Source organism: Streptacidiphilus anmyonensis, assembly GCF_000787855.1.
In the GTDB taxonomy this organism is placed as follows: domain Bacteria; phylum Actinomycetota; class Actinomycetes; order Streptomycetales; family Streptomycetaceae; genus Streptacidiphilus; species Streptacidiphilus anmyonensis.
In genome coordinates this window covers 85,172-111,334 of the sequence record NZ_BBPQ01000001.1, presented here as the reverse complement: position 1 = coordinate 111,334, position 26,163 = coordinate 85,172, and the positions used below count along the sequence as shown (strand labels likewise).

Genomic DNA, 26,163 nt, shown 5'->3' with positions numbered 1-26,163 from the left:
CACGCACGGCGGAGCCCCGCCCCTGAGTTGTCGGCGCGGGCGGTCTCAGGTTGTCAGGCCAGTTCCGCGCGCAGCTCGTCCGCGTCCGGATGCCCGAGCGCGTCCATCAGCGCCAGCGCCTCCACGCGCATCGGCCGAGCGAGGTCCGGATCGCCGGAGCGCTCGAGGGTGAGGCCGAGCCAGCGCAGGGCCTCGGCCTCGTGGATCCGGTCGCCGATCTCCCGGGACGCGGCCAGGGCCACCTCCAGGTGCTCCCGGGAGTCGGTGAGACGCCCCAGCTGGAGCGCGCAGCGGCCGAGGTTCACCAGGGTGAGCGGTCGCGCGAACACGGTCCGTTCGTCCGCGCAGAGCGTGAGCGCCTCCTCCAGGTGGGGCAGCGCCTCCTCGACCCGGCCCCGGTCGGCGAGGGCCCGGGCCAGGTGGTTCAGTGAGTTGGCCAGGCCGAAGGGGCCGCCGTCCGCACGGCGTGCCGTCAGCGCCTGCTTCAGTACCGCGACGGCGTCCTCGTGCCGGTCCTGCCCGGCCAGGGCCCGGGCCTTGAGATCCAGCAGAACCGCGATGCGCAGCTGGTCGTCGGCGCGCCGGTAGATCTCCAGTCCCTCGTCGCAGGCGGTGACCGCCTCCGGGTAGCGGGCCGTGTGCAGCCGCAGCGCGGCGAAGCCGACCAGGATGCGGCCCTGTTGGATCTCGGACAGCGAGCGGCGCGCGGCGACGAGACCGTGCTCGTGGGAGGCCGCCCACTCGTTCCAGTGCATGTTCTGCTCGAAGAACGGCATCAGCAGCACCGCCAGCTGCCAGGCCACCAGGTCGGCGCCGCGTTGCAGCGCGTCGCGCTGGAGCGACAGCAGGTTGGGCGCTTCGCGCCGCAGCCACGCCATGGCCTCGGACGCCTCATCGAAGACGGAGGGCGTCGGCAGCAGCTGCGCCTCGCCGGGCAGCACCGGCCGCCGGAGGTAGGGGGCGATCCGCTCGACCGCGGCGTCCGTCCGCTGGACGTACCAGGCGGAGGCGCCCGGTTCGAGCGGTCTGCTGCCCGGTTCCTGCTCCGCGGCGTGCGCCTTGACGAGGTCGTGCAGGTGGATCTCCTGGCCGCCTCGGCCGCCTTCGCCGCCCTGGCCGAGCCGCAGCGCCAGACCGGCCTCGCCGAGTCGGCGCAGCGCCGCGTTGGCCTCGCCCGCGGACAGGCCGAGTCCGGCCGCCACCGCCCGTCCGTCGATCCAGCTGCCCGGCCAGGCGCCCATGCCGAGCAGGGCCCGCCGGGCGAGCGGCGGCAGCAGGTGCGGGCCGAGCCCGACGTCGAGGGTGGCCCGGACGGAGAGGTCGTCGGTGACCAGCTCGTCGAGGCGGCGGGAGGAGTCCCGAAGCCGTTCCGCCAACTCCCGCACGTCGCCGCCCGGGGCGGTGACCTGCGCGGCGCTGATCCGGATGGCCAGCGGCAGCCCGGCGCAGTGGCGCAGCACCTCCTGGACGGGACCCTCCGCGGCAGCGGCCGCCCCACGGCCTGCTCCGTCGGTCGTTCCGTCCGTTCCGTCGGCCGTTCCGCCTGCCGGTCCGTCCGTTCCGTCGGCCGGGCTGCCCGGTCCGCCCGGCACGCGCGGTCCGCCCGCGGCCGTGAAGAGCGCGGCCGACTCCTCCTCGTCGAGCGGCCCGAGGACGACGTGCTGCGCGCCCTCCAGCCCGCCGAGGTAGCGGCGACTGGTCACCAGCACGGCACAGGCGTCGCCGCCGGGAAGCAGCGGGCGGATCTGCCGGGAGTCGGCCGCGTCGTCCAGGACGAGCAGCATCCTGCGGTCCGCCAGCAGGGAGCGGAACAGCGCCGACTGGTCGTCCAGATCGGTGGGCACCCGGGCCGGCGGCACGCCGAGCGCGCGCAGCAGCCGGGCCAGTACCAGCGACGCGTCCTCCGGCGCGGCGCTCGCGCCGCGCAGCGAGACGTAGAGCTGCCCGTCGGGGTACTGCTCCCGGCAGAGATGGGCGCAGTGCACGGCCAGCGTGGTCTTGCCGATCCCGCCGAGACCGGAGACGGCGACGAGCGGCAGAGCGGCCCGGTCCCGTCCGAGCGTCGCGACGATGGTTCCCACGGTGTCGTGCCGGCCGACGAAGTCCGCGATGTCGCGCGGGAGCTGGGAGGGCACGGGTGCGCTCGCACGCGGCGCGGCGGCCGCGGGCTCCCGGGTCTCGCCGGGCGCCGACCCGGGCGCCGACCCGGGCGCCGACCCGGCCACCGACCCGAGCACCTCCCCGAGCAGGGCCACGGTCGAACGACGCGGACGCGAGGCTCCGCGTTCGAGATCCCGGATGGCCCTGACGCTCAGCCCGGTCTTCTCGGCGAGCTGTTCCTGCGTCAGGTCCAGGCTGCGCCGGGCCTGGGCGAGCCACTGCGCGAACGACATGCAGGGGAGGCTATCTGGTCGAACTGCCGGTCCGCCGCGCATTACCGCCGGTCGGACTGCCTGGAGGGGCGCCGACCCCCCTGGTTGACTCCTTCATCGGGGGAGGGGTGGTGCTGCTTGCGGCGGCCTGCGGCACCACCCCCGGACATCTCCCTCGCGATACCGACGCTCAGCCCGCCTCGCCTGCCGGGGTGGAGACGGTGACGGGCTCGTCCGAGAGCGGCGTTCGGAGCGGGAAGTGGCAGGCCGCCACGTGGCCTTCGCCGAAGAGGCGCAGGGCCGGCTCCTGGGCCGCGCAGCGCTCCTGCGCCAGCGGGCAGCGGGTGCGGAAGCGGCAGCCGGACGGCGGGGCGATCGGGCTGGGCAGCTCGCCCTTGATGCCGCCGCCGCGCTTCTCACGCTCGACCTCGGGCTCGGGGACCGGGATGGCCTCCAGCAGGCCCGCCGTGTAGGGGTGGGCCGCCCGCTGGTAGATGTCCTCGCCCGAACCGACCTCGACCATCTTGCCGAGGTACATCACGCCGATCCGGTCGGCGAGGTACTTGACCACCGCCAGGTCGTGCGAGATGACCACGTAGGACAGCTCGTGCGAGGCCTGCAGCCGCTTCATCAGGTTCAGCACCTGCGCGCGGATCGACACGTCCAGCGCCGAGACCGGCTCGTCCGCGACGACGACCTTCGGGTGCAGGGCCAGTGCCCGGGCCAGGCCGATGCGCTGACGCTGTCCGCCGGAGAACTCGTGCGGGAACCGCTCCAGCGCCGACGTGGGCAGACCGACCTCGGTCAACAGGTCGCTGACCAGGGACAGCTGTTCCTGCGCGGTGCCGATGCCCTGGATCTGCAGTGGCTCGCGCAGGATCGAGCCCACGCGCATGCGCGGGTCGAGTGAGGCGTGCGGGTCCTGGAACATCATCTGCAGGTCGCGCCGGTGGCGGCGCAGCGCCTTGCCGCGCAGCGAGCCCACCTGGGCGCCGTCCAGGGTGACTTGGCCGGCGTCGGGCTTCTCCAGGCCGACGATCATGCGCCCCAGGGTGGTCTTGCCGCAGCCCGACTCGCCGACCAGGCCGAAGGTCTCGCCGTAGCCGAGGGAGAGCGAGACGCCGGACACGGCGTGCACGACGCCCTTGTTGCGGCCGAAGACGCCGCCGCCGACGGGGAACTCCTTGACCAGGTCGGTGACCTCCAGCAGCGGCCGCCTCTCCTTCGCGGCCGGAGCGGTCCGCTCGGTCGCCGTGGTGGAGGCGGTCAGGTCCAGCGGGCCGTCGACCGGGTGGAAGCACGCGAAGGTGTGCTCCCTCGGGCCGGTCGGCTGCGGGTCCTGCGACCGGCACTCGTCGGTGGCGTAGCCGCAGCGCGCCGCGAAGCGGCAGCCGCCGGGCGGGTCCGCCAGGTCCGGCGGCAGGCCCGGCACCGTGAACAGCTTCTGCGCGGCGTCCTGCGCCAGGCGGGGGATCGAGGCCAGCAGTCCCTGGGTGTAGGGGTGCCGCATGCCGCCGAAGAGCTCGTCGGTCCCGGTGGACTCGACGATGCGCCCCGCGTACATGACGTTGATCCGGTCCGCGTGCCCGGCGACGACGCCCATGTCGTGGGTGATCAGGATCATCGCCATGCCCAGACGATCCTTCAGGTCGCCCAGCAGCGTGAGGATCTGGGCCTGGATGGTGACGTCCAGCGCGGTGGTCGGCTCGTCGGCGATGAGCACCTTGGGCTCGCAGGCGAGCGCCATGGCGATCATGACGCGCTGGCGCAGGCCGCCGGAGAGCTGGTGGGGGTAGTCGCCGAGGCGCTCCTTGGGCCGGGGCAGACCGACCAGGCCCAGCACCTCGGCGGCCCGTTCCATCGCCTCGGCCCTGCTGGCTCCGCGGTGCAGCATGACCGGCTCGGCCACCTGGTAGCCGATGGTCTTGGTCGGGTCCAGCGAGCTCATCGGGTCCTGGAAGACCATCGCGATCTCGTTGCCGCGGATCCTGCGCATCTCCGGCTCGGCCAGGTCGACCAGCTCACGGCCCTCCAGCCTGACGGAGGATCCGCCGACGAGGCGACCGCCCGGCGGCAGCAGCCGCATCAGCGAGAGGCCGGTCATGGACTTGCCGCAGCCGGACTCGCCGACCAGGCCGAGGGTCTCCCCGGCCTCGAGGTGGAACGAGACGCCGTCGACGGCCTGGACGGTGCCGCGACTGATGGCGATGTGGGTGGTAAGGCTGTCGACTTCGAGAAGAGCCATGGTTGTTCCTCGATCCCTCTCTGTCTCTGCGGGCAGCGTCAGCACTGGTGCGGTCGGGCGTCGACGGCGTCACGGGGGCCGTCACCCGTCCCGGACGTTTCCCCGGCCGCCCCTCGGGGAGGCTCCCCGGGCGACCACCGGTGGGCGTCGCCCGGGGCCTTGGCGAGGAGGGTGACGGTGGAAGGTCGCGGGCGCGACCGCCTGTGTCAGGGATCCCGGATTGCGCGCACGCCGAGTGGGCATTTCCCCGTGAGCTGTTCCTGCGTCAGTCCCGCGCTGCGCCGGGCCTGTACAAGCCAATCCGCGAACGACATGGGAGCGAGGTTACCGGCTGAGGCGCCGTTGCGTTCATGCCAAGTGACACTTGTTCTTCCCGTTGTCCCATCAGCCCCGCCGGTCGACTCCTTCCACCGGGGGAGCGATGCTGCTGCCTGCGGCGGCGTGCGGCGCCACCCCCGATCGTCGGGTTTCTCCCCCCTATTCGGGGGATTTCTGGCCGTTGTCATTCCGAGACTTTTCACGGTACGCATTCGGAAGCCGATTGTTGGCTGTCGGACCGAATTAGCGAGTTGTGGCACCACTGATGGGGGTGCTCGTCGTTGCGACACTTACAGGCGGCCGGTGAGGCTTGTCTCGTCTTCAACGAACGCGCACGGTCCGGCCTGGGGAATCGAGGGATTAAGTCGGACAAACAAGGACAGAGCTCCCCCGTTTGGTCGTCCTGTCAAAACTCGCCGGGGTGGCTCATTGACGTGCGTTACTGAAACTTCACCAATGAGCCGTAGTCACGCTGCTCTGTCGACGCCATGATTTGATGCCAAGTCGATCCACCGGTCGACGGCCCGAGAAGGCGTGCAGATGTCGTCACCCGACGACGTCCAGCGGGGGCTCAGTAAGCATTGCCGCGAGCGACTTGGGGCGCCGCGGCCAGAACGACGATGGGGCGCGGAATGGGTCGGTTCCTACTAAGGCGAGCGGTCAACTATCTGATCCTCGTGTTCCTCGCGGCCACCATGACGTACTTCATCGCCGGGACGGCGTTGGAGCCCATCGTCAACTACCTGTCCAAGCACCCGCAGCCGCCCATGGCGACCATTCACAACCTGCTGCGGGCACAGAACTTGGACCCGAACACCCCGATCGTCGTGCGCTACTGGCACTGGCTCACGGGCGTGCTCCAGGGCAACTTCGGCCTGACCTACAACGGTGACTCGGTCGCCGCCGAGATGGGTCGCCGCATCTTCGTCAGCACCGAGCTGCTCTTCCTGGCCACCATCATCAGTGCCGTGAGCGGTGTCGCCTTCGGCGCCTGGAACGCGCTGCGCCAGTACCGTCCCTCGGACAAGGCCTCCACGGTCATCTCCTACGCGATCCTGGCCACGCCGACGGTCGTCATCGCGGTCACGCTGCAGACCTTCGACAACTGGATGGGCTCGCCGATCCAGTACATCGACCTGTACGACCCGAGCGCGCACGGCGCGGTCGCGATCGTGCTGAGCAACCTGGAGCACCTGATCCTGCCGACGCTGACGCTCTGGCTGATCCAGGTGACCCTGTTCAGTCGCTTCCAGCGCAGCACCATGCTGGACGTGCTCCAGGCCGACTACCTGCGCACCGCCCGGGCCAAGGGCCTGACCTACCGCCAGGCGGTGCTCCGCCACGGCCTGCGCACGGCCGTCATCCCGGTCATGCCGCTCCTCGTCTACAACATCATCCTGCTCTTCACCGGAGCCACCTTCACCGAGATCATCTTCGGTTGGCACGGTATGGGTGAGTGGCTCGTCACCTCGATCCAGAACAACGACGTCAACGCGACTGCGGCGATCGGTGTGTTCACCGCGGGGCTGGTCCTCGTCGCCGGGCTCGTCTCCGACCTGGTCTACGCGGCGCTCGATCCGCGAGTCCGCGCCTGAGCAGCGTTCGGATTCCACGACCGTCGACCCCGAGGAACTGATTCACCATGACCACGACTGACGCATCCACCCTCAGCCAGGTGGAAGAGCCCAAGGTCCGCCGCAGCCGCGGCCGCGGCGCCCTGCTGGTCCGCCGCTTCGCCCGTAACCGCCTCGCCCTGGTGGGCCTCGGCATCCTGGTGCTGCTGCTGGTCGGCGCCTACGTGCTGCCGTCCTTCCTGCCCTGGAGCTACACCCAGAACGACTGGAACGCGCTCGGCGTCGCCCCGAACGCCAGCCACCCCTTCGGCACCAACCACCCGGGCGTCGACATGCTCGCGCTCACCATGCGCGGCCTGCAGAAGTCCCTCGTCATCGGCCTCGTCGGCGGTCCGCTCACCACCGCGGTCGCCGCGCTGGTCGGTGCCTCGGCCGGCTACTTCGGCGGCTGGGTGGACCGGATCCTCATGTGGATCCTCGAGCTGATGCTGGTCGTGCCGTCCTTCCTGCTGCTGGCCATCATCGCCCCGCGCCTCTCGCACGGCACCTGGCTGATCTTCGTGGTCGTGCTCGCCGCCTTCGGCTGGATGATCACCGCCCGCGTGGTGCGCAGCATGACCCAGACGCTGAAGGACCGTGAGTACGTCCTGGCGGCCCGCTACATGGGCGTCAACCCGATGGTGATCATCGTCCGGCACATCCTGCCGAACGTCGCCTCCATCCTCATCGTCGACGCGACGATCCAGGTCGGCGCGATCGTGCTCTCCGAGACCGGCCTGTCCTACTTCGGCTTCGGCATCCAGCCCCCGGACGTCTCCCTGGGCACCCTGATCTCCGACGGTGAGCCGGACGCGACCACCTCGCCGTGGATGTTCTTCTTCCCCGCCGGCTTCCTGATCCTGATGGGCCTGTGCACCGCCTTCATCGGCGACGGTCTCCGCGACGCCTTCGACCCGACCGCGGCCGGCGCCAAGGCCCGTGTGAAGAAGGCCAAGGGGTCCTCCGACCAGGAGCCCATGGTCGAGCTCGCCAGCACCAGCATCGTCGTCGAAGAAGGAACCGCCTCGTGACCACCTCCGTCTCCTCCCTCGTTACGACGACCGACTCCGTGCTGGACGTCCGGAACCTCCAGGTCTCCTTCCCCTCGGAGGCGGGTCTGGTCAAGGCCGTGCGTGGGATCGACTTCAGTCTGCGCGCCGGCGAGACGCTGGCGCTGGTCGGCGAGTCCGGCTCCGGCAAGTCCGTCACCGCCACCTCGATCCTCGGCCTGCTGCCCACCAGCGCCCAGGTCACCGGCTCCATCCGGCTGGACGGCCGGGAGCTGATCGGCCTGTCCGACCGCGACTACTCCAAGATCCGCGGCAAGGACATCGGCATGGTCTTCCAGGACCCGCTGTCCGCGCTGACCCCCGTCTTCTCGATCGGCACCCAGCTGATCGAGGCGCTCCAGGTCCACCAGAAGCTCGACGACGCCAAGGCCCGCGCCCGGGCCCTGGAGCTGCTCGACCTGGTCGGCATCCCGGACCCGAAGCGCCGCATCGACGCCTTCCCGCACGAGTTCTCCGGCGGTATGCGCCAGCGCGCCGTGATCGCCATGGCGATCGCCAACGACCCCAAGGTCATCATCGCCGACGAGCCCACCACGGCCCTGGACGTGACCATCCAGGCCCAGGTGCTCGACGTGCTGAAGAAGGCCCAGGAGGTCACCGGGGCCGCCATTCTGATGATCACCCACGACCTCGGCGTGGTCGCCGGCATGGCCGACCAGGTCACCGTGATGTACGCGGGCAAGCCGGTCGAGGCCGGCGCGTCCGACTCCGTCTTCTACGAGCCCCGCATGCCCTACAGCATCGGTCTGCTCAGCGCGGTGCCGCGGCTCGACGACGGCGGCCGACGCGCGCTGACGCCCGTCGAGGGCAACCCGCCGTCCATGGTCGACCTCCCCAAGGGTTGCCCGTTCGCGGCGCGCTGCCCCATCGCGGTGGACGTCTGCCGCGAGACGGAGCCCGAGCTGAAGGTCGTGGACGACAGCGGCCTGCGCAGCGCCTGCCACCGCTCCGCGGAGATCGGCGCCGACCTCCCGCGTGAGGGGATGTTCCCGACTCCCGAGCTGCCGACCTGGGAGGGGGAGACCGACCGTGAAGGCCGCCCCCAGGTGCTCGCCGTGGACAACCTGATCAAGCACTTCCCGCTGGTCAAGGGCCAGGTCTTCAAGCGCCGGATCGGCACGGTCAAGGCGGTCGACGGACTGAGCTTCGACATCCGCGAGGGCGAGACCTTCGCCCTGGTCGGCGAGTCCGGCTGCGGCAAGACCACGACCCTGCTGGAGATCCTGGACCTGCCCACCAAGCAGGTCGGCTCGGTCACCGTGCTGGGCAAGGAGACCAAGTCGATGAGCGGCAAGGACCGCAGGGGTCTGCGCCGCGACGTCCAGGTGGTCTTCCAGGACCCGATGGCCTCGCTGGACTCCCGCATGCCGATCGGCGACATCCTCGCGGAGCCGCTGAAGACGCACGGCTGGGACAAGGACCGGATCCACGCCCGCGTCCCCGAACTGCTCAGCCTGGTCGGCCTGCTGCCCGAGCACGCGGAGCGCTACCCGAGCGAGTTCTCCGGCGGTCAGCGTCAGCGCATCGGCATCGCCCGCGCGCTCGCGCTGGAGCCGAAGCTGATCGTGCTCGACGAGCCGGTCTCCGCGCTCGACGTCTCCATCCAGGCCGGCGTCATCAACCTGCTGGACGAGCTCAAGGTCAAGCTGGGCCTCAGCTACCTGTTCGTCGCCCACGACCTGTCCGTGATCCGGCACATCGCCGACCGCGTCGCGGTCATGTACCTGGGCCGGATCGTGGAGCAGGGCGACGCCGAGACCGTCTTCACCAGCCCCATGCACCCGTACACCCAGGCGCTGCTGTCCGCGGTGCCGCTGCCGGACCCCCGCAAGGAGCGGGAGCGCCAGCGCATCCTGCTCACCGGGGATCTGCCGAGCCCCGCGGACGTGCCCTCCGGCTGCCGTTTCCGGACGCGCTGCCCCAAGTTCCTCAGCCTCGTCGAGAGCGATGCTGAGCGGTGCCGGACCGAGGACCCCGCGTCCGAGGCCGTGGCCGCCGATCACACTTCCGCCTGCCACTACTCAGCGGCGCTGGAAGTCGTCTGACGCTGACGGCCCCGGCCGATCGGCAGTGCTCATCTCCATTTGATGCCAAGGGGAGGACCCGCCTTGTCCCGCAACACCGTCAAGCTGGCCACAGCCGTCGCGCTGTCCGCCGGTCTCGTCCTGTCCGCCACCGCCTGCGGCTCCGGCTCGGGCAGTGGCACGCCGGCGCCGACGCACAGCGCCTACGCGGCGAGCGCGAACCAGATCAACCCGGTCGACCCGAGCAGCCTGAAGCAGGGCGGCACGCTCAACTTCCCGGTGGACCAGTACTCCTCGCAGTGGAACGTGCTGAACGCCGACTCGCAGAACGAGCTGTCCATCGTCAACACGATGGCCCCGCTGCTGCCGTCGCTGTACCACTCCTCGGCGGACAACAAGCTCACCCCGAACACGGACTACCTGACCGGCGTCACCACCGCCATGGTGAACGGCAAGATGGTCTCCACCTACGAGCTCAACCCCAAGGGCAAGTGGTCCGACGGCACCCCGATCAGCTGGAAGGACTTCCAGGCGGTCTGGCAGTCCTCCAACGGCACCAACCCGAAGTACAACGCCACCAGCACCACGGGTTACTCGCAGGTCGCCTCGGTGGCGCAGGGCAAGGACCAGTTCGAGGTCGTCGTCACCTACTCGTCGCCCTTCGCCGACTGGCAGTCCCTGTTCTCGCCGCTCTACCCGGCCTCCCAGATCGGGACCCTGGACGGCTTCAACAACTCCTACAAGGACAAGATCCCGGTCACCGCGGGTCCGTTCAAGATCCAGTCCATGAACCCGACCACCAAGGTCGTCACCGAGGTCCGCGACCCCAACTGGTGGGGCAGCAAGCCGGTTCTGGACCAGATCAACTTCCGCACGATCGACGCCCAGACCGAGCCGAGCGCCTTCGCCTCCGGCGAGATCGACCTGACCGACATCGGTCCGCAGGTCTCGGCCTACAAGAAGGCCAAGACGGTCTCGGGCACGGACATCCGCGTCGCCGGCGCCCCGAACCTGCGTCAGCTGCTGCTGAACGGTCAGAGCCCGATGCTGACCGACCAGAACGTGCGTCAGGCCATCTTCCAGGGCATCAACCGCATCGCCATCGGCCAGTCCGACCTGAGCGGCCTGCCCTGGGACATCCAGTCCCTGAACAACCACTTCCTGGTCAACAACGCCAACGGCTACGCCGACAACGCGGGCGACCTGGGCAAGTACGACCCGTCCGCGGCCGGTGCCAAGCTCGACGCGGCCGGCTGGAAGATGGGCAGCAACGGCTACCGCAGCAAGGGCGGCAAGGAGCTCGACCTCACCCTCGAGATCCCGGCCGGCACCCCGGTCGCGACCAACGAGTCGCAGCTGCTGGTCCCGATGATGAAGTCGATCGGCATCAAGCTGAGCGTCACCATCGGCGCGCAGGACCAGTTCTTCAACGACGTCCAGGCCGGCAAGTTCGACATGACGATCTTCTCCGGCATCGGCGCCATCCCGTTCTTCCCGCTGACCAACTCCCAGGCCAGCTTCCAGGCTCCGGTCAAGGGCAACATCGGGCAGAACTTCTCCCGTCTCGGCAGCCCCGAGCTGGACGCCGCGATGAACAAGGCCGGTACCGACACCGACTCGGCGACGTACCTCGCGGACATCAACAAGGCCGACTCGCTGCTGTGGCAGCTCGCCGTCAACCTGCCGCTGTACCAGCGCCCGCAGATCGTCGGTGCCAAGTCGACCCTGGCCAACTACGGTGCCTTCGGCTTCCAGGACACCGACTGGACCAAGATCGGCTTCACCAAGTGAGCTGATTGAGCAGTCCGGCTGACGCCGACGAAGAGCCCCCGAGCCGAAAGGCTCGGGGGCTCTTCGTTGTCTTCTGCACGCAGGTCAGATGGTGATGCTGGTGGCCCCACCGGGTGCGCTGAGCAGGGAGACCAGCGCGGCGGCGACGTCCTGGACCGTGACCGGCTGGCCGGTCTTGGTGTGGGCGGTGTCGAACGCGGGACCGTAAGCGGCCTTGAGCTTCTCCAGGTTGAAGACCGGGACGAACTTGCCGGAGGCGTCCGGCCGCAGGGTCAGGGCCTGGCCGAAGGTGTTCTTGCCGAAGAGCAGCGTCTGCCCGCCGGCCGTGACCTTGAACGGCTGCTGCATGGCCCAGGCGCCGAGGGTGGCCGCCGCGGTGTTCGCCGCGGTCGCCGAGCCCTTGGGCTGCACGTTCGTGACCGAGAGGTTGACCACCGTGTCCGAGCCGCCGGCGGCGCGGGTCTTGAACGCCTGCTCGACCAGCGGGATCGCGGCGTCCACATCGATGCCGGTGCCGGCCTTCGGCAGCGTCACCACGGCCTTGCCGGCGACGAAGTGGACACTGGCCTCGGTGGAGCTGCCGGTGGTGGCGAGCTGCTGCAGCGCGGAGCGCAGCTTGTCCGGGTCGATGGTGACGACCGGCGCGACAGCCTTGCTCTGCCCGAGCAGGGACTCGATCACGGTGACCGGGTTGTAGTCGTGGTGCGCCACGCTGTCGACCGTCGCGGTGGTGTCGATCGTGAGACCGGCCACCGACGGGTTCAGCGTCGCGGTTCTGCCGCCGATGGAGACGGTGATCGGGCGGGCGGACAACGGACCGAGGGTGCTGTCCAGCGTGTTGAGCGCCTGGTCGCGGGTGTCGCCGCCGATCGCGTGACCGAGGACCGTGGTGCCCTTGGGGACGTCGGCCTGGTTGAGCATCAGCCCGGCGCCGTAGGCGCCCGCGCCGGCCAGGACGAGGGCGCCGACGGCGTAACCGGTGAGCTTGCGTGCCTTGCCGCCGCCACGCTTGCGGCCGCCCGAGGACGGTGCCGTCGAGGCGCCGGTCCCCGTCCCGCCTCCGGCGGGCTCGGGGCGCGGCTCGGCGGCGACGCCGCCGGTGCCGCCCGCGAAGCCGTCGGCGATGGGCTGGGGACGCGGCACCGGCATCGTCGCGGTCTGGCCCGCGGCGTTCCCGGCGCCGGCCTTGCCGCCCGCCTTGCCGCCCTTGGCACCGGCCTTCGCGCCGGCCTTGGCACCCTGACGACCCGGCTGTCCTGCCTGAGTCGCCTGGCCCGCCTGAGTCTGAGCCTGGCCGCCCTGAGCGGCCTTCGGGGAGCGGCGCTGGCCGCCCGGCTGGCCCGGCCTACCCGGTTCACCGGGCATACCCGGCATACCCGGCATGCCTGGGTGGCCGAACTGCTGGTCCGGGCCGCCTGGAGTGGGGGTGGCTATGGGCGTGCCGAGGGCCGCGCCGGCCATGGGGGTCCCGGACGGCGGGAAGCCGGTCTGCGGGAACCCGCCCTGAGGGGTGCCCGCCTGGGAGAACCCGGACGGAGGGAAGCCGGTCTGCGGAAAGCCCCCCTGCGGGTCCGTCAGCTCGTCGCCGAGCGAGGGGAACTGGAGCGTCGGCTGAGCGCCCGTGGCGCTGGAGCTCGGAGTCTCCGGCGCGCCCTGCCGGCGCGCGCCGCGTGCACCGGGCACCGGGCGCGGCGGCAGGGTCGGCCCGGGCGGGGTCTGCGACGTCTGCCCCTGCGGGGTCTGGCCCGGCGTCGGCTGGGGGCGCTGGGGCAGAGGCTGCGGCCGCCCGGTCGCCCACGGCTGGGACTCCGGCATCGCGTCACGGCCGCTGCCGTACGTCGGGTCGTAGCCCGGCATCGGGCCGTCCGCGCCCGGGCCGGTCGCGAACTGGCCCGTCGCGAACTGGCCGGTGGTCGAGGACTGGCCGGCCGGGGATTGGCCGGTCGGGGTCTGGCCGGTCGAGGTCTGGCCAAGCGGGGACTGCCCGCTCTGCGGCTGCTGTGCCTGCCGTGCCTGCGGCGGCTCGAAGGCGCGCGCCGGGGCGGCCGGAGGGGCCGCGGGCGGCTCCTGGAAGAGCGGCTGCGCGGGCGGCGGCGGAGGCGCGGACGAGGAGGACGGTGCCGGGGACGGCGCGGCGGCCGGGGGCGGCGTCTTCTTGCGCGGCGCGAACCACTCGCTGGGCGCGGTCCCGCCCTCGGCGGAATCCGCGGACGGCGTCGCCTGGGGCGCCTCCCCGGGCGTGAGCCACTCCGGGGGGAGGTCCGGGGGAGTGGCGGCGCGTGCGCCGGACTCCATGACGCCGAGCACCGGGGATCCCGAGGTGTCAGCGCGGCGACGCCTGGGCGCGGGCTGTTCGCCGGTCTCCTCGTTCAGCGGGCTGCGGACGACGACCTCGGGGATCGGCCGCGAGCCGGGGATATTGATCTTGATGCGCGTGGTGAGTGTGGTCTCGGTGCGCGGCTCATCGCGGCCCGGGGACTCGCCCCCGGCGCCCGGCTGACCTGCCTGTGGCGGCTGCCCCGCGCGGGAGAAGGCCGCGTCACCGGGAGCGCCGTACGGCGGCGTCCCCGAGGGGTAGGAGTCGCCGCCCTGACGAGGCGACATCGGGTTGTCGGATTCTCGACTCACTGCTGCTCCGGTTCGCGCCCGCGTCTGTGGCGGCGCGCGGTTGTGGATCGTTGTTCCCCGCGTCCCGTGGGGCTGCGGTTGCGGTGTGTGGAACCGCGGTCTCCAGCGTTGCGGGGACCACCTTACTGGGAGCCGTCCCGACGCGGACTTGCCGGAGGGAGAACGGGACCGGAAGGACCGTGGCGGTAGGGGGAGAGCGCGGGCCGTGCCAGCGTCAGAACCGAACCGAGCAGGCCCAGGAAGAGCAGCGCGAGGCTCGTCGCGCTGCCGCCCCAGATCAGATCGCCTTTCGGTGTGCTGACGCTGGCGACGAGCAGCATGCCGAGCCAGGTGGCCGTCGGCACGAGCGCCCCCGTCCTGGTGCCGGTGAGGGTGCCGCCGCCGTAGCTGAGCGCGATGATCCCGGCGGTGCCGAGGACCAGGCCGCCGCCGCTCCACAGATCCACGATGAGGGCGCCGGCCAGGCCGACGACCGCGCCCAGCACGCCGAGCAGCAGATATGCCGTCATCCGCGCCGGGCGGCCCAGCGGGTACTGCCGCACGGGCGGCTCCAGTGAGCCGTTGCGCGGCGCAGGCACCCGGGCGGGACCGCCGCCCGGGCCGCCGGCGCTGCCGCGCCGTCCGGAACCGCCGGAACCTCCCGATCCGCCCGAACGATCCGATCCGCCGGGATTGTTCGAGCCGCCCGCGCCGCCGGTACCGCCCGCGCCACCCGGACCGCGCGAGCCACCTGAACCGCCCGTGCCGCCGGTACCGCCGGAGTTGCCTGAACCGCGCGAGCCGCCGGTACCGCCGGAGTTGCCTGAACCGCGCGAGCTGCCCGACTCACCAGAACTGCCCGACTTGCCGGAGCCGCCGCCCGCGCGGCCGCGTCCGGAGCCGGGGCTCCCGGAACCCGGTGCTCGACCCGACAGCTGACCGCCGCTCATGCTTCTGCCCCGACCATGCCGTCGGCGTCGGCCTCGACGCCGGAGAAGAGGTCGGCCTCCCAGCCCGTGCCCGCCTCGACGGGGCCGGGCTCGCCGCGGACCAGGCGGTAGTACTCGACCGACGGCAGCGGCTGGCCGAGCGCGTTCGAGAGCGCGAAGAAGGGCCCGTCCACCGCGATCTGTGTGGCGTGCGCACGCATCGCCGCGGCCTTGGCGCCGGCGAAGGACGTGCCGTCGACGGCGGCCGTCACCTCGGCGTCGTCGACGACGCCCGGGACGTCGTCGATGTCGGCGATGTCCGGAAAGGGGGACTCCTTCCCGGCGGCGCGCAGCGCCGCGAACCCGGCCTCCACCACGGAGCGCGGGATGACGTTCCAGTAGACCTTGGCGATCGCGTGCGCCGGGCCGAGATCCGGCCGGAAGCCGCCGTCGGCGGCGAGCTCCGCGCCGCGCATGGCCACCCGGTGCGCCTGGATGTGGTCGGGGTGGCCGTAGCCGCCGTTCGGGTCGTAGGTGACCAGGACCTGCGGGCGCACCTCGCGGACGACGGCGACCAGCTCGGCGGCGGCCTCGTCCAGGTCCGCCTGCCAGAAGGCGTCGGGGCGGATGTTGCTGGAGACGCCCATCATCCCGGAGTCACGCCAGCGGCCCGGGCCGCCGAGGAAGCGGTGGTCGGTGACACCGAGCTCGCGCATGGCCGCGGCGAGCTCGGAGATCCGGTGCGGACCGAGGGCGTCCTCGCGGCCGGCGACGAGGTGGGCGTGGTCGTCGCCGATGACCTCGCCCTCCTCGCCCAGCGTGCAGGTGACGAGGGTGACGTCGGCGCCCTCGGCGGCATAGCGGGCCATCGTCGCGCCGTTCCCGATCGACTCGTCGTCGGGGTGGGCGTGGACGAGGAGCAGGCGCCGGTCGGCGCGGGCGGCCCGGGGTGATTCCGTCATGGCGCTCAGCCTAGGCGGTCGGGCCGACAGCACCCCAGTGGCGTCGGGGGCGACCGTTCCGCCCGGCTAGAGCTTGATGCCGGTCAGCATCCCGGCGACGCTCGTGGTGACCGTCTTGATGGACGGGGCGATCGAGCTGGAGGCCAGGTAGAAGCCGAGCAGCGTGCAGGCGAACGCATGCCAGAGCTTCAGGCCGGAACGCTTGACCAGGATTCCCACGATGATCAGCATCAGTACCGCTGCGGAAATGGGCAGAACCATCGCGTCTCACACCTCTCGGTTTGGGCGGCGGGGACTGCCGCACCAGTAGGACGGGGCACAGAAGTGGCATCCGTGGAGTGATGGGTGGGTCACTTTCCGTCATCATGCCTAGGGCACGGCGTCGATGCACGGCCTCGGCGCGCGGGTTGGTCGCACACGGTGACGTGCGGGCGGGTGCGGGAGGGCCGAACGGGCGAGGGGGGCGCGCTGAGCGTTTGCGGCAAGCCGGGGACTCCTCGGGGCCGCCGCTAGGGTCGGTTCATGGCCCAGGAGATCTCGTTCCCCCGTCAGTTCTCGCGCACGCAGCGCTTCTCGCTCGGCGCCCCGCGGTCCTTCGCCGTGTCCCCGGATGGCCGAAGGGTCGCCTTCCTGCGAAGCCGTGGCGGGACCGAACGGGCGAACCTGCTGTTCGTGCTCGACCTTTCGAACGAAGCTGCTCCGTTCGAGCGAGTGGCGGCCGATCCGGTCGCCCTGCTCGGCGGTGGCGAGGAGCACCTCTCCGCGGAGGAACGGGCCCGTCGTGAACGCGCCCGTGAGGGCTCCGCGGGCGTGGTCGGGTACGCGACGGACGCCGCGCTCACCATGGCCGTCTTCAGCCTCTCGGGCCGCCTGTTCACGGCCCCGCTGACGGGCGGCGACGGTTCACAGGCGGGCCAAGTCGCCGAGCTGCCCGTCCAGGGCACCGTGCTCGACCCGCGGCCCGCCCCCGACGGGCGCCACATCGCCTACGCCACGACCGACGGCGCGCTGCGGGTCATCGCGGCGGACGGCAGCGGCGACCGGCTGCTGGCCCACGAGGGCGACGACCCGGAGGTGACCTGGGGCCAGGCCGAGTTCGTCGCCCAGGAGGAGATGGACCGCAGCCGCGGGTTCTGGTGGTCGCCCCAGGGGGACCGGCTGCTCGCCGCCCGGGTCGACAACCGTCCCGTCCAGCGCTGGTGGATCGCCGACCCGGCCAACCCGGACCACGAGCCGGTGCAGGTCGCCTACCCGCGGGCCGGCACCCCCAACGCCGAGGTCTCCCTGGCCGTGGTGGACCTCGACGGCCGCCGCGTCGACGTCGGCTGGGACCGGGCGGCCTACCCCTACCTGGCCCGCGTGCACTGGTCGGCCGGCGGGCCGCCGCTGCTGCTCGTGCAGAGCCGCGACCAGCGACGCCAGGTCGTCCTGACCGTCGATCCGGACAGCGGCGAGACCGTTCCGCTGCTGGAGGAGAGCGACCCGGACTGGCTCGAGCTCTGCTCCGGCGTGCCGGTCTGGACGCCGGGCGGTCGCCTGGTCCGCGTGGCGGACGACCGCGCGGCCGACGCGCGCGTCCTGGTCGTCGGCGACCGCGTGGTGACGGACGGGTCGCTCCACGTCCGGCAGGTCCTCGACGTCACGGACGAGGACGTGCTGTTCACCGCCTCGGCGGGGGAAGGCGCGACGGACCCGGAGATCGGCGAGGTGCATGTGTACCGGGTCGACACCCGGGTCGGCGCCGGCACGGTTCACAGGATCAGCGACGCGCCCGGCTACCACTCCGCTGTGCGCGGCGGACCGGTCACGGTGCTCAGTTCAGCCGCCCTGGACCGCCCCGGAGCCCTCGTCCGCGTGCTGCGCACCGGCGCGGACACGGGCCCCGACTCGGGGAACGGCGACGGCTCCGCCGTGCGCGGCGGGGCGACCCGGGGCGGCGGCTCCGCCGAGGTGGCCCGGGTCGCCTCCCGCGCCGAGACGCCCGGGCTCACCGCCCGCCCGGCGCTGACGCTCGCCGGCGAGCGCCGAATCCCCGCGGCCGTGCTGCTGCCCACCGGATACGACCGGGAGCGGGACGGCCTGCTGCCCGTGCTGATGGCCCCCTACGGGGGCCCGCACGGCCAGCAGGTGGTCGCGGCGCAGAACATCTTCCTTTCCGCCCAGTGGTTCGCCGACCAGGGCTTCGCGGTCGTCGTCGCGGACGGGCGCGGCACGCCCGGTCGCAGCCCCTCCTGGGAGAAGGCGATCATGCGGGACATGGCCGCGGTCACCCTGGACGACCAGGTCGAGGCGCTGCGGGCGCTCGCCGCCGACTTCCCGCTCGACCTCGGCCGCGTCGGCATCCGGGGCTGGTCCTACGGCGGCTACCTCGCCGCCCTCGCCGTGCTCCGCCGCCCCGACGTCTTCCACGCGGCGGTCGCCGGAGCGCCCGTCACGGACATGGAGCTCTACGACACCCACTACGCCGAGCGCTACCTCGGTCACCCGGCCGAGGAGCCGCAGGTCTACGCGGCGCACTCGCTGCTGGCCGACGCGCCGAAGCTGCGCCGTCCGCTGCAGATCATCCACGGCCTGGCCGACGACAACGTCGTGGTCGCCCACAGCCTGCGCCTCTCCGCGGCGCTGCTGGCCGCTGGACGCCCGCACGAGGTGCTGCCGCTCGCCGGGGTCACCCACATGACGCCGCAGGAGGAGGTGGCCGAGAACCTGCTGCTCCTCCAGGTCGAGTTCCTGCGCCGGGCCCTGCCGCAGGCATGACCGGCGCCCGGCCGTCATGCCCTGGCCCGTGACTTCTGTCATGGGCGGTCATGGAGGCGCGGCACTGCTGCCGCGCCCCCGTGACCTGCGAATCTTCTGGCATGACGACTTCCACCGAAGCAGCTGTGACACAGAACACCACGGGGGCGGACCGGAAGGGCTCCGCGCTCCGCGGAGCGGACGGCCGCCCCACCGAGGTAGCGGCGTTCCGCGATGTCAGCAAGGACTTCGGGGCCGTCAAGGCGGTCCACGGCAGCACCTTCACGCTCCACCCGGGCGAGACGGTCGCCTTCCTGGGCCCCAACGGCGCCGGCAAGTCCACCAGCATCGACATGCTGCTGGGCCTGAAGGACCCGAGCGCCGGCCGGGTGACCCTGTTCGGCGGCACCCCGCGCCAGGCGATCATGGACGGCCGTGTCGGCGTCATGCTGCAGAGCGGCGGCCTGCTGCCCGAGGTCACCGTCCGCGAGCTGGTCGGCTTCGCCTGCAAGGTGCACCCGCGCGGCTACGCGGTCGACGACGTGCTGAAGACGGCGCAGATCCTGGACCTGGCCGACCGCAGGGTCGACAAGCTCTCCGGCGGCCAGGAGCAGCGGGTGCGCTTCGCGCTCGCGACCGCCGGCGACAGCGACCTCATCGTCCTGGACGAGCCGACCACCGGCATGGACGTCAACGCCCGCCAGGCCTTCTGGTCGGTGATGAAGGCGCAGGCGGACGCCGGTCGCACCATCCTCTTCGCCACGCACTACCTGGAGGAGGCGGACGCGATCGCCGACCGCGTCCTGGTCATGCACAAGGGGCGGCTCATCGCCGACGGCACCGCCGCCGAGATCAAGGCCCGCGCCGGCCAGCGCCGCATCTCCTTCGACCTGCACCCGCAGGACGGCGGCGACGCCTCGCTGCTGAGCGCGCTCCCCGGCATCACCGCGCTGGACGTCAGCGGACACACGGTCCGCATCTCCACCAGCGACGCCGACGCCACCATGGCCGCCGTCTACCGTGCCGGCCTCTACCCCCGCGGCCTGGAGGTCACCGGGGTGGGCCTGGAGCAGGCCTTCATCACCATCACTGCGGAAGCCACTGCGGCCGAGGGGAACTGACCATGTCCCAGCTGATCAGGCTCGAGGTCCTGCGGGTGCTGCGCAACCGCCGCTACCTCTTCTTCACCGTGGTCTTCCCGGTGATGATGTTCTTCTTCTACGCGTCGACCAACTTCGGCACCGAGAGCTTCAACGGCGTCTCCCCGAAGACCTACTACATGGTCTCCATGGCGACCTTCGGCACCGTCGGAGCCGCCCTCAACACCGCGATGCGCATCGCGCTGGAGCGCAAGAGCGGCTGGACCCGCCAGCTGCGGCTGACGGCCCTGCCCGGCTGGGCCTACGTGCTCTCCAAGGTCGCCGCGGCCGGCACCGTCACCCTCCCCGCCGTGCTCGCCGTCTTCGCCGCGGGCGTCGCGGAGGGTGTGCACTTCCCGCTCGCCACCTGGCTCGGCATGGGCCTAGCCGTCTGGGCCGGCGGCTTCGTCTTCTCGGCGGCCGGCGTCGCGCTCGGCTACGCCGCCGCGCCGGACACCGTGCAGCCGATCACCATGGTCAGCTACATGGGCATGGCCTTCCTCGGCGGCTCCTGGTTCCCGCTGTCCGGCGGCCTGAAGACGGTCGGCCAGTACACTCCGGTCTACCTCTACAACGAGCTGGCCAAGTACCCGGTCAACGGGGTCTCGGTGGGCGCCTCGCAGGTCATCGGCCTCGCCGCCTACCTCGCCGCCTTCGCCGCTCTGGCCGCCTGGCTGTACCAGCGCGATCGCAAGACCGTCTGATCGACGCACCGACCACGGGGACAGGACGATGAGCGAGATGAGCGAGCCGCGACTGCACGCGCCGCGGGTCGGGGTTCCCCCCGAGAACCGCCGGCAGATGCTCGTGAAGCTGTGCTGGATGCTGATCTGGATGGTCTACCTGGCCTACCCGATCTCCGACCTGTTCGGGCACCACGGCACCGCGAAGACCGTCTTCGGCTGGCTCATGCTCGCGCTCTTCCTGTCCTGCTACGTCTCGCTGATCCTGCGCCGCCAGGTCAGGGGCACGGCCATCACCTGGGACCGCGGGCACGCCGTCGCGCTGGCCCTGATGTTCGCCGTCGCGATCGCCACCTCGGTGGAGCTGGACGACAACTGGCTGGCGCTGTTCACCTACACCGCCGTCGCGGCCGGAGCCGTCCTGCCGCGCGGCTTCGCCTTGCCGGGCGTGATCGTGGTGGTCGCAACCCAGGTCGCCCTCGGCCTCGCGGCCGGGACCGACCACACCGGGCTGGCCGGCATGGCCCTCGGCGGCCTGCTGGGCGGCCTCGCCATGACGGGCCTGCAGCAACTGGTGCGCACCATGGCGGAACTGCGCGAGGCGCGGCAGGCGGTCGCCGCGCTGGCCGCCTCCGACGAACGCCTGCGCCTCGCCCGCGACCTGCACGACCTGCTCGGCCACTCGCTCTCGCTGATCACCCTGAAGACCGAGCTCACCGCCCGCTTCATGGACCAGGAGCGCTACGAGGAGGCGCGGTCCCAGGTCGCCGACATCGAGAAGGTCTCCCGGCAGGCCCTCGTCGACGTCCGCGAGGCGATCGGCGGCTACCGCCGCCCCAAGCTCGCCGTCGAACTGGCCGCTGCGCGCACCGCGTTGACCGCGGCGGACATCACCATCGACGCGCCCCTCTCGCTCGCCGACCCGCGCCCCGGCCTCGGCGGCGAGGAGGAGGGCGCACTGGGCTGGGCGCTGCGCGAGGCGGTCACCAACGTCGTCCGCCACAGCGGCGCGACGCAGTGCCGCATCCGCCTGATCGAGGACCACGCACCCAACGGCCGCCTGGGACGCGTGCTGACCCTGGAGGTCGCCGACAACGGCAACCTCGGCAAGCAGACCCGCAACAGCCCGCACGGCAACGGCCTGACGGGCCTGTCCGAGCGTCTCGCCCTCGCCGACGGCACGCTCGACGCCGGTCCCGCGTCCGGAAAGCACGGGTTCGTCGTGCGGGCGACCGTGCCGCTGCGCCCGGAGACCGCCGAGAGGAATCCCGAAGGACAGCCTGCGGCCGGTACCGTGCAGGAGTGATCAGAGTTCTGCTGGCCGAGGATCAGGCCATGGTCCGTGAGGCGCTGGCCGCGTTGCTGAGCCTCGAGGGGGACATCGACGTCGTCGCCCAGGTCGCCCGCGGCGACGAGGTGGTGGCGGCCGCGCAGGCCCACGAGGTCGAGGTGGCCCTGCTCGACATCGAGATGCCGGGCCTGACCGGCATCGAGGCGGCGGGGATGCTGCGGAAGGCCCGTCCCGGCGTCAAGATCGTCGTCCTCACCACCTTCGGCCGCCCCGGCTACCTCCGCCGCGCGATGGAGTCCGGTGCCGACGCGTTCCTGGTCAAGGACGCCCCGGCCGCCCAACTCGCCGAAGCGGTCCGCCGCGTGCTGCGCGGCGAACGCGTCATCGACCCCACGCTGGCGGCGGCGGCCCTGGCGGAGGGCGCGAACCCGCTCACGTCCCGCGAGCGGGACGTCCTCGCGGCCGCGGCCGACGGCAGCGCGAACGCGGACATCGGCGGCCGGCTGCACCTCTCCGAGGGGACGGTCCGCAACTACCTCTCGGCGGCGATCCAGAAGACCGGCGCACGCAACCGCACGGAGGCGGTCCGCATCGCCATGGAGAAGGGCTGGCTGTGAGGGCTGGCTGTGGCGGCGGAGGGTCGTTGCACGACCCGGGGCGCGGGGAACCGCGCGACAAGGCCACCGGGGTCGGTGGGACTCAGCAGAACCCTGCGCCGCCGGCTATCGCCGGCGACCCTCAGTTCAGTCTGAACCGGGCCGCCTTGGCCTCGAAGCGGACGCGCTTGGCCGAGTCCGGGTCGAAGGCGTCGAGGATGGTCGCGTACTCCTCCATCTGGGCCGCGCCCTCCGTGAAGTGGCCCGTCTTGACCAGCAACTCCGCCCGTTCGAGGCGGAGTTGTGCCGGGTGGCGGGGGAGGAGGAGCGAGAGCTCCGTCGCCCAGAGCTGGGTGCGGGCGTGTTCGGGCCGCGCCGCGGCCCAGTTGCGGATGTTGGCGAGCGTCCGCAGAACGATGTCCTGCGGGATCGCCGCGCGCAGCAGATCGGGCGAGAGACGGTAGCCCGCCTGGGCGACCAGGTCCTCGGTGTCCTCGGTGGACAGGATCCGGCCGCCGTGGAACGCGTCGACCAGGACGTGCTCGCCCGCAGGATCGCCCACCCCCACCACGAAGTGGCCCGGCAGGGCCACGCCGTACACCGGCAGGCCGACCATCCGGCCGACCGCGATCCACACCGTGGCGACCGTGATCGGCAGGCCGCGTCCGCGCCGCAGCACCTCGTGGAGCAGCGAGGACTCGAGCCGCTTGTAGACGCCCGGCCCGCCCCGCAGATCCGCCGAGCCCGCCAGCGCGCCGGCCAGCACCGCCGCCGTCTCCGCCGGGGGCGTCTCCGCCGCGCCCGCGTCGAGGGCGGCGTCGCGCAGCGCGGCGCGCACCACCGCCGCCAGGCGCTCCAGCGCGTCGAACGAGGGCGCCAGCGCCTCGTCGAGGCGTCCCGGACCGGCCTCCAGGCCCGCCTCGAAGCCGATGAGCAGGCACAGCAGGTCAAGACTCGGCTGCTCCGCACGCGCCTCCGCGGCGAACCGCGCCCTGCTCTCCTCGCTCACGGGCGAGGATTCTATGCGCGATGAGCCACCTGATCGTGTCTCACGCGTGCAGCCTGGCGTAGCCGTAGCGGTAGGCGGTGTCGAAGCCGAGCTTGTCGTACAGGGCGCGAGCGGCCGTGTTCTCCTCCTCGACCTGCAGATATGCGCCGGAAGCGCCCTCCTCCGCGGCGCGGGACGCCAGGGTCGCCATGACCGCGCCCGCCAGACCGCGTCGGCGCGCCTGCGGCACCACCTCGACGGCGCCGAAGCCGGCCCACTCGCCGTCCACCACGCAGCGGCCGATCGCCGCCGGGCCGTCCGCCACCTCGGGCAGGAAGACCGAGGCGAACCAGACGGAGGGGCCGCTGTGCAGCAGGGCCCTCGCCGCGGTCGCCTTGGACGCGTCGCCCTCGATCCGCTGGTAGCGCGAGAGCCACGCCTCGTCCGCGGTGCGGGAGAGCCGCACGTCCGCCGTGACCGGTGCGGCCAGGCGTGCGATCGGCGCGGTCCGGACCTGGGTGAGCGCCTCCGACGCCCCGCGGGCCGTCAGCGCGGCCTCCAGGCCGTCCGTGGAGCCGGGACGCACCACCTCGACGAAGGCCGGCAGGCCGCGCGCCGCGTACCAGTCCTGCACCCGGTCGAGCGCCTCGTCCAGCGGCATCCCCGGATCGCCCAGCGTCTGCGTCGAGTTGCCGCGGCGGGTGAAGCCCGACGAGGACCGCAGGACCCAGCCGCCCAACGGCTCCTGCTCCAGCGCGGCCCAACCGCGTGCCGCGATCCGCTGCAACGCGTCCGGGGTCGGGACCGGCGGCGCGGCGAGCGAGCGGCGCAGCGGCTTCGGCGGCACCGGCTTGCCCGCGACCAGGGCCTTCTCCGGCAGTTCGACGTCCGCACCGGCCTGGTTCACCACGGTCAAGACCCCGCGCCCGCGGTCCCAGGATGTGAGCACGCCCAGCGTGTCGCTGAACTGCGGCCGATCTTCCTCAAAGCCGACAACACGCCGTACCATGACGCGTCGTCCCAGGTCAGCGGGGGTGAGTCGGAATGCTGACCGGTCGACCGCACCCGCTTGGGACGTCATGATGCCTACCTCCGTTACATTCGGTGCCCTCGACCGGCGATACTAGGGGCGGGCATCGACGACGCCGCGCTTCCCTTGCGCGATAGGCCCTTACTAGGAGGAATGACAGCGTGACCTACGTCATCGCGCAGCCTTGTGTCGACGTGAAGGACAAGGCGTGCATCGAAGAGTGCCCGGTCGACTGCATCTACGAGGGCCAGCGGTCCTTGTACATCCACCCCGACGAGTGCGTCGACTGCGGTGCGTGTGAGCCGGTCTGCCCGGTCGAGGCGATCTTCTACGAGGACGACACCCCGGAGGAGTGGAAGGACTACTACAAGGCGAACGTCGAGTTCTTCGACGACCTCGGCTCGCCCGGTGGCGCCTCCAAGCTCGGTGTGATCGACAAGGACCACCCGTTCATCGCGGCCCTCCCGCCGCAGAACCAGGACCACTGAGTTGACCTCGTCGCACGACAGCTCCGCCGCGCCGTCCCTCCCCGGAGGGGCGGCGCGCCGCGTCTCGGCCCTGCTTCCGCCGTTCCCGTGGGACCGGTTGGAGCCGTACAAGGCGATCGCGGCGGCGCATGCCGACGGCCTCGTCGACCTCTCCGTCGGCACCCCCGTCGACCCGGTGCCGCAGCTGGTCCAGGACGCACTCGCCGCGGCCGCGGACAGCCCCGGCTACCCCACGGTGTGGGGGACCACGGCGCTGAAGGACGCGCTCGTGGGCTGGGTCGAGGGCCGTCTGGGCGCGCGCGGGATGACCCACCGCAACGTCCTGCCGGTGGTGGGCTCCAAGGAACTCGTCGCGCTGCTCCCGTGGCAGCTGGGCCTCGGCCCCGGCGACCGCGTGGCCTTCCCGCGCCTGGCGTACCCCACCTACGAGGTGGGCGCGCGCCTCGCCCGCGCCGAGTACGTCGTCTACGACGACCCGACCGAGCTGGACCCGGAGGGTCTGCGGCTGCTCTGGCTCAACTCCCCGTCCAACCCGACCGGTCGGGTGCTGGGCGTGGACGAGCTGCGGCGGATCGTGGGCTGGGCCCGGCAGCACGGCGTTCTCGTCGTCAGCGACGAGTGCTACCTGGAGCTGGGCTGGGAGGCCGAGCCGGTCTCCGTGCTGCACCCGGACGTGTGCGGCGGCTCGGTCGAGGGCCTGATCGCGGTCCACTCGCTCTCCAAGCGGTCGAACCTGGCCGGCTACCGCTCGGCGTTCGCCGCGGGTGATCCGGAGATCCTGGGCGAACTGCTGGAGATCCGCAAGCACAGCGGCTTCATGGTCCCGGCTCCGGTCCAGGCGGCGACGGTGGCCGCGCTGGGGGACTCCGCGCACGTCGCGGAGCAGCGGCAGCGCTACGCGGCCCGCCGCGACGCCCTGCGGGCGGCGCTGGTCGCCTCCGGCTTCCGCATCGAGCACAGCGAGGCGAGCCTCTACCTGTGGGCCACCCGCGACGAACCCTGCTGGGACACGATCGCGGACCTGGCCAAGCACGGCATCCTCGTCGCCCCCGGCGAGTTCTACGGCTCCGCCGGCGCGGACTTCGTCCGGGTGGCCTTCACGGCCACGGACGAACGCGTCGGGGCAGCGGTCGCCCGCCTCGGCGGCTGACCCGCCGCCGCAAGCCGGTTCGCACGTTTCAGGGGCGGTGCCACACCTCGGTGTGGCACCGCCCCTTGGCATGGAAGGCCGAACCAACTCGCCTGAGCGGTCGCCTGTCAGTGGCGGCCGGACGGTGGGAG

The 26,163-nt window shown here is 72.0% G+C and carries 19 protein-coding genes; 11 read left to right on the top strand and 8 right to left on the bottom strand.

Features of this window, described 5'->3' with window-relative positions; all coding sequences use genetic code 11:
- Window positions 1-53 precede the first annotated feature (53 nt).
- Window positions 54-2,393 (bottom strand): tetratricopeptide repeat protein, encoded by a 2,340-nt coding sequence (locus tag TR50_RS00480; RefSeq protein ID WP_042412352.1) that lies wholly within the window; start codon window positions 2,391-2,393, stop codon window positions 54-56.
- A gap of 169 nt (window positions 2,394-2,562) precedes the next feature.
- The gene (locus tag TR50_RS00475) at window positions 2,563-4,617 is read right to left on the bottom strand and encodes an ABC transporter ATP-binding protein (RefSeq protein ID WP_052440516.1); all 2,055 of its coding nucleotides are present in this window, start codon (window positions 4,615-4,617) and stop codon (window positions 2,563-2,565) included.
- A 938-nt stretch (window positions 4,618-5,555) separates the two neighbouring features.
- Between TR50_RS00475 and TR50_RS00470 the strand changes: the two genes are divergently transcribed.
- The 4 genes from TR50_RS00470 (at window position 5,556) to TR50_RS00455 (ending at window position 11,433) form a co-directional block, all read left to right on the top strand.
- Entirely contained in the window at window positions 5,556-6,530 is a 975-nt protein-coding gene (locus TR50_RS00470; protein WP_236654176.1) for an ABC transporter permease, read from the top strand.
- 47 nt (window positions 6,531-6,577) lie between these two features.
- Window positions 6,578-7,579, top strand: coding sequence for an ABC transporter permease (locus TR50_RS00465; RefSeq protein ID WP_063774968.1), 1,002 nt, complete (start codon window positions 6,578-6,580; stop codon window positions 7,577-7,579).
- Entirely contained in the window at window positions 7,576-9,663 is a 2,088-nt protein-coding gene (locus TR50_RS00460) for an ABC transporter ATP-binding protein (RefSeq protein ID WP_042412345.1), read from the top strand. Before TR50_RS00465 ends, TR50_RS00460 begins: the two co-directional genes overlap by 4 nt.
- Window positions 9,664-9,726: 63 nt before the next feature.
- Window positions 9,727-11,433: an ABC transporter family substrate-binding protein gene (locus TR50_RS00455; RefSeq protein WP_052440514.1), complete on the top strand. Its 1,707-nt coding sequence runs from the start codon at window positions 9,727-9,729 to the stop codon at window positions 11,431-11,433.
- Window positions 11,434-11,517: 84 nt separating this feature from the next.
- On the opposite strand, the gene TR50_RS00450 is transcribed toward TR50_RS00455, so the two are convergent.
- The 4 genes from TR50_RS00450 to TR50_RS00435 form a co-directional block, all read right to left on the bottom strand.
- Window positions 11,518-14,061, bottom strand: coding sequence for a hypothetical protein (locus TR50_RS00450; protein ID WP_160311059.1), 2,544 nt, complete (start codon window positions 14,059-14,061; stop codon window positions 11,518-11,520).
- Between the two features lie 122 nt (window positions 14,062-14,183).
- The gene (locus TR50_RS46420) at window positions 14,184-14,603 is read right to left on the bottom strand and encodes a DUF6113 family protein (RefSeq protein WP_052440512.1); all 420 of its coding nucleotides are present in this window, start codon (window positions 14,601-14,603) and stop codon (window positions 14,184-14,186) included.
- Window positions 14,604-14,986: 383 nt separating this feature from the next.
- Window positions 14,987-15,931, bottom strand: coding sequence for an N-acetyl-1-D-myo-inositol-2-amino-2-deoxy-alpha-D-glucopyranoside deacetylase (mshB, locus tag TR50_RS00440; protein WP_042412336.1), 945 nt, complete (start codon window positions 15,929-15,931; stop codon window positions 14,987-14,989).
- 66 nt (window positions 15,932-15,997) lie between these two features.
- Window positions 15,998-16,192 carry a hypothetical protein gene (locus tag TR50_RS00435; RefSeq protein WP_042365063.1) on the bottom strand — a complete coding sequence of 65 codons (195 nt, stop codon included), beginning with the start codon at window positions 16,190-16,192 and terminating at the stop codon, window positions 15,998-16,000.
- A gap of 261 nt (window positions 16,193-16,453) precedes the next feature.
- Between TR50_RS00435 and TR50_RS00430 the strand changes: the two genes are divergently transcribed.
- The 5 genes from TR50_RS00430 to TR50_RS00410 all read left to right on the top strand — a co-directional run bounded on the left by TR50_RS00430 (window position 16,454) and on the right by TR50_RS00410 (window position 22,397).
- Window positions 16,454-18,688: a prolyl oligopeptidase family serine peptidase gene (locus tag TR50_RS00430; protein ID WP_042412335.1), complete on the top strand. Its 2,235-nt coding sequence runs from the start codon at window positions 16,454-16,456 to the stop codon at window positions 18,686-18,688.
- 101 nt (window positions 18,689-18,789) lie between these two features.
- Window positions 18,790-19,788 carry an ABC transporter ATP-binding protein gene (locus TR50_RS00425; RefSeq protein ID WP_084699601.1) on the top strand — a complete coding sequence of 333 codons (999 nt, stop codon included), beginning with the start codon at window positions 18,790-18,792 and terminating at the stop codon, window positions 19,786-19,788.
- A 2-nt stretch (window positions 19,789-19,790) separates the two neighbouring features.
- Entirely contained in the window at window positions 19,791-20,510 is a 720-nt protein-coding gene (locus TR50_RS00420; protein WP_042412332.1) for an ABC transporter permease, read from the top strand.
- A gap of 37 nt (window positions 20,511-20,547) precedes the next feature.
- Window positions 20,548-21,795, top strand: coding sequence for a sensor histidine kinase (locus TR50_RS00415; RefSeq protein WP_042413160.1), 1,248 nt, complete (start codon window positions 20,548-20,550; stop codon window positions 21,793-21,795).
- Window positions 21,792-22,397 (top strand): response regulator transcription factor, encoded by a 606-nt coding sequence (locus TR50_RS00410; protein ID WP_084699600.1) that lies wholly within the window; start codon window positions 21,792-21,794, stop codon window positions 22,395-22,397. The genes TR50_RS00415 and TR50_RS00410 overlap by 4 nt, the downstream gene beginning before the upstream one ends.
- Before the next feature lie 121 nt (window positions 22,398-22,518).
- On the opposite strand, the gene TR50_RS00405 is transcribed toward TR50_RS00410, so the two are convergent.
- Together TR50_RS00405 and TR50_RS00400 are read right to left on the bottom strand one after the other, a co-directional pair.
- A complete protein-coding gene (locus TR50_RS00405) occupies window positions 22,519-23,385 on the bottom strand; it encodes a transglutaminase family protein (RefSeq protein WP_084699599.1) in 867 nt (288 codons plus the stop codon).
- A 40-nt stretch (window positions 23,386-23,425) separates the two neighbouring features.
- Window positions 23,426-24,445, bottom strand: a complete 1,020-nt coding sequence (locus tag TR50_RS00400; RefSeq protein ID WP_042412328.1) for a GNAT family N-acetyltransferase — start codon at window positions 24,443-24,445, stop codon at window positions 23,426-23,428.
- 110 nt (window positions 24,446-24,555) lie between these two features.
- Here TR50_RS00400 and fdxA point away from each other — a divergent pair, with 110 nt between their 5' ends.
- Together fdxA and dapC are read left to right on the top strand one after the other, a co-directional pair.
- The gene (gene fdxA, locus TR50_RS00395; protein WP_042365070.1) at window positions 24,556-24,882 is read left to right on the top strand and encodes a ferredoxin; all 327 of its coding nucleotides are present in this window, start codon (window positions 24,556-24,558) and stop codon (window positions 24,880-24,882) included.
- Between the two features lies 1 nt (window position 24,883).
- Window positions 24,884-26,032 (top strand): succinyldiaminopimelate transaminase, encoded by a 1,149-nt coding sequence (dapC, locus tag TR50_RS00390; RefSeq protein ID WP_042412325.1) that lies wholly within the window; start codon window positions 24,884-24,886, stop codon window positions 26,030-26,032.
- Window positions 26,033-26,163 lie beyond the last annotated feature (131 nt).

Bases quoted from the DNA above. Each gene is read 5' to 3' on its own strand.
- TR50_RS00480 (WP_042412352.1), bottom strand. From the start codon at position 2,393: ATGTCGTTCGCGCAGTGGCTCGCCCAGGCCCGGCGCAGCCTGGACCTG.
- TR50_RS00475 (WP_052440516.1), bottom strand. From the start codon at position 4,617: ATGGCTCTTCTCGAAGTCGACAGCCTTACCACCCACATCGCCATCAGT.
- TR50_RS00470 (WP_236654176.1), top strand. From the start codon at position 5,556: ATGGGGCGCGGAATGGGTCGGTTCCTACTAAGGCGAGCGGTCAACTAT.
- TR50_RS00465 (WP_063774968.1), top strand. From the start codon at position 6,578: ATGACCACGACTGACGCATCCACCCTCAGCCAGGTGGAAGAGCCCAAG.
- mshB (WP_042412336.1), bottom strand. From the start codon at position 15,931: ATGACGGAATCACCCCGGGCCGCCCGCGCCGACCGGCGCCTGCTCCTC.
- TR50_RS00435 (WP_042365063.1), bottom strand. From the start codon at position 16,192: ATGGTTCTGCCCATTTCCGCAGCGGTACTGATGCTGATCATCGTGGGA.
- TR50_RS00430 (WP_042412335.1), top strand. From the start codon at position 16,454: ATGGCCCAGGAGATCTCGTTCCCCCGTCAGTTCTCGCGCACGCAGCGC.
- TR50_RS00425 (WP_084699601.1), top strand. From the start codon at position 18,790: ATGACGACTTCCACCGAAGCAGCTGTGACACAGAACACCACGGGGGCG.
- TR50_RS00420 (WP_042412332.1), top strand. From the start codon at position 19,791: ATGTCCCAGCTGATCAGGCTCGAGGTCCTGCGGGTGCTGCGCAACCGC.
- TR50_RS00415 (WP_042413160.1), top strand. From the start codon at position 20,548: ATGAGCGAGCCGCGACTGCACGCGCCGCGGGTCGGGGTTCCCCCCGAG.
- TR50_RS00400 (WP_042412328.1), bottom strand. From the start codon at position 24,445: ATGACGTCCCAAGCGGGTGCGGTCGACCGGTCAGCATTCCGACTCACC.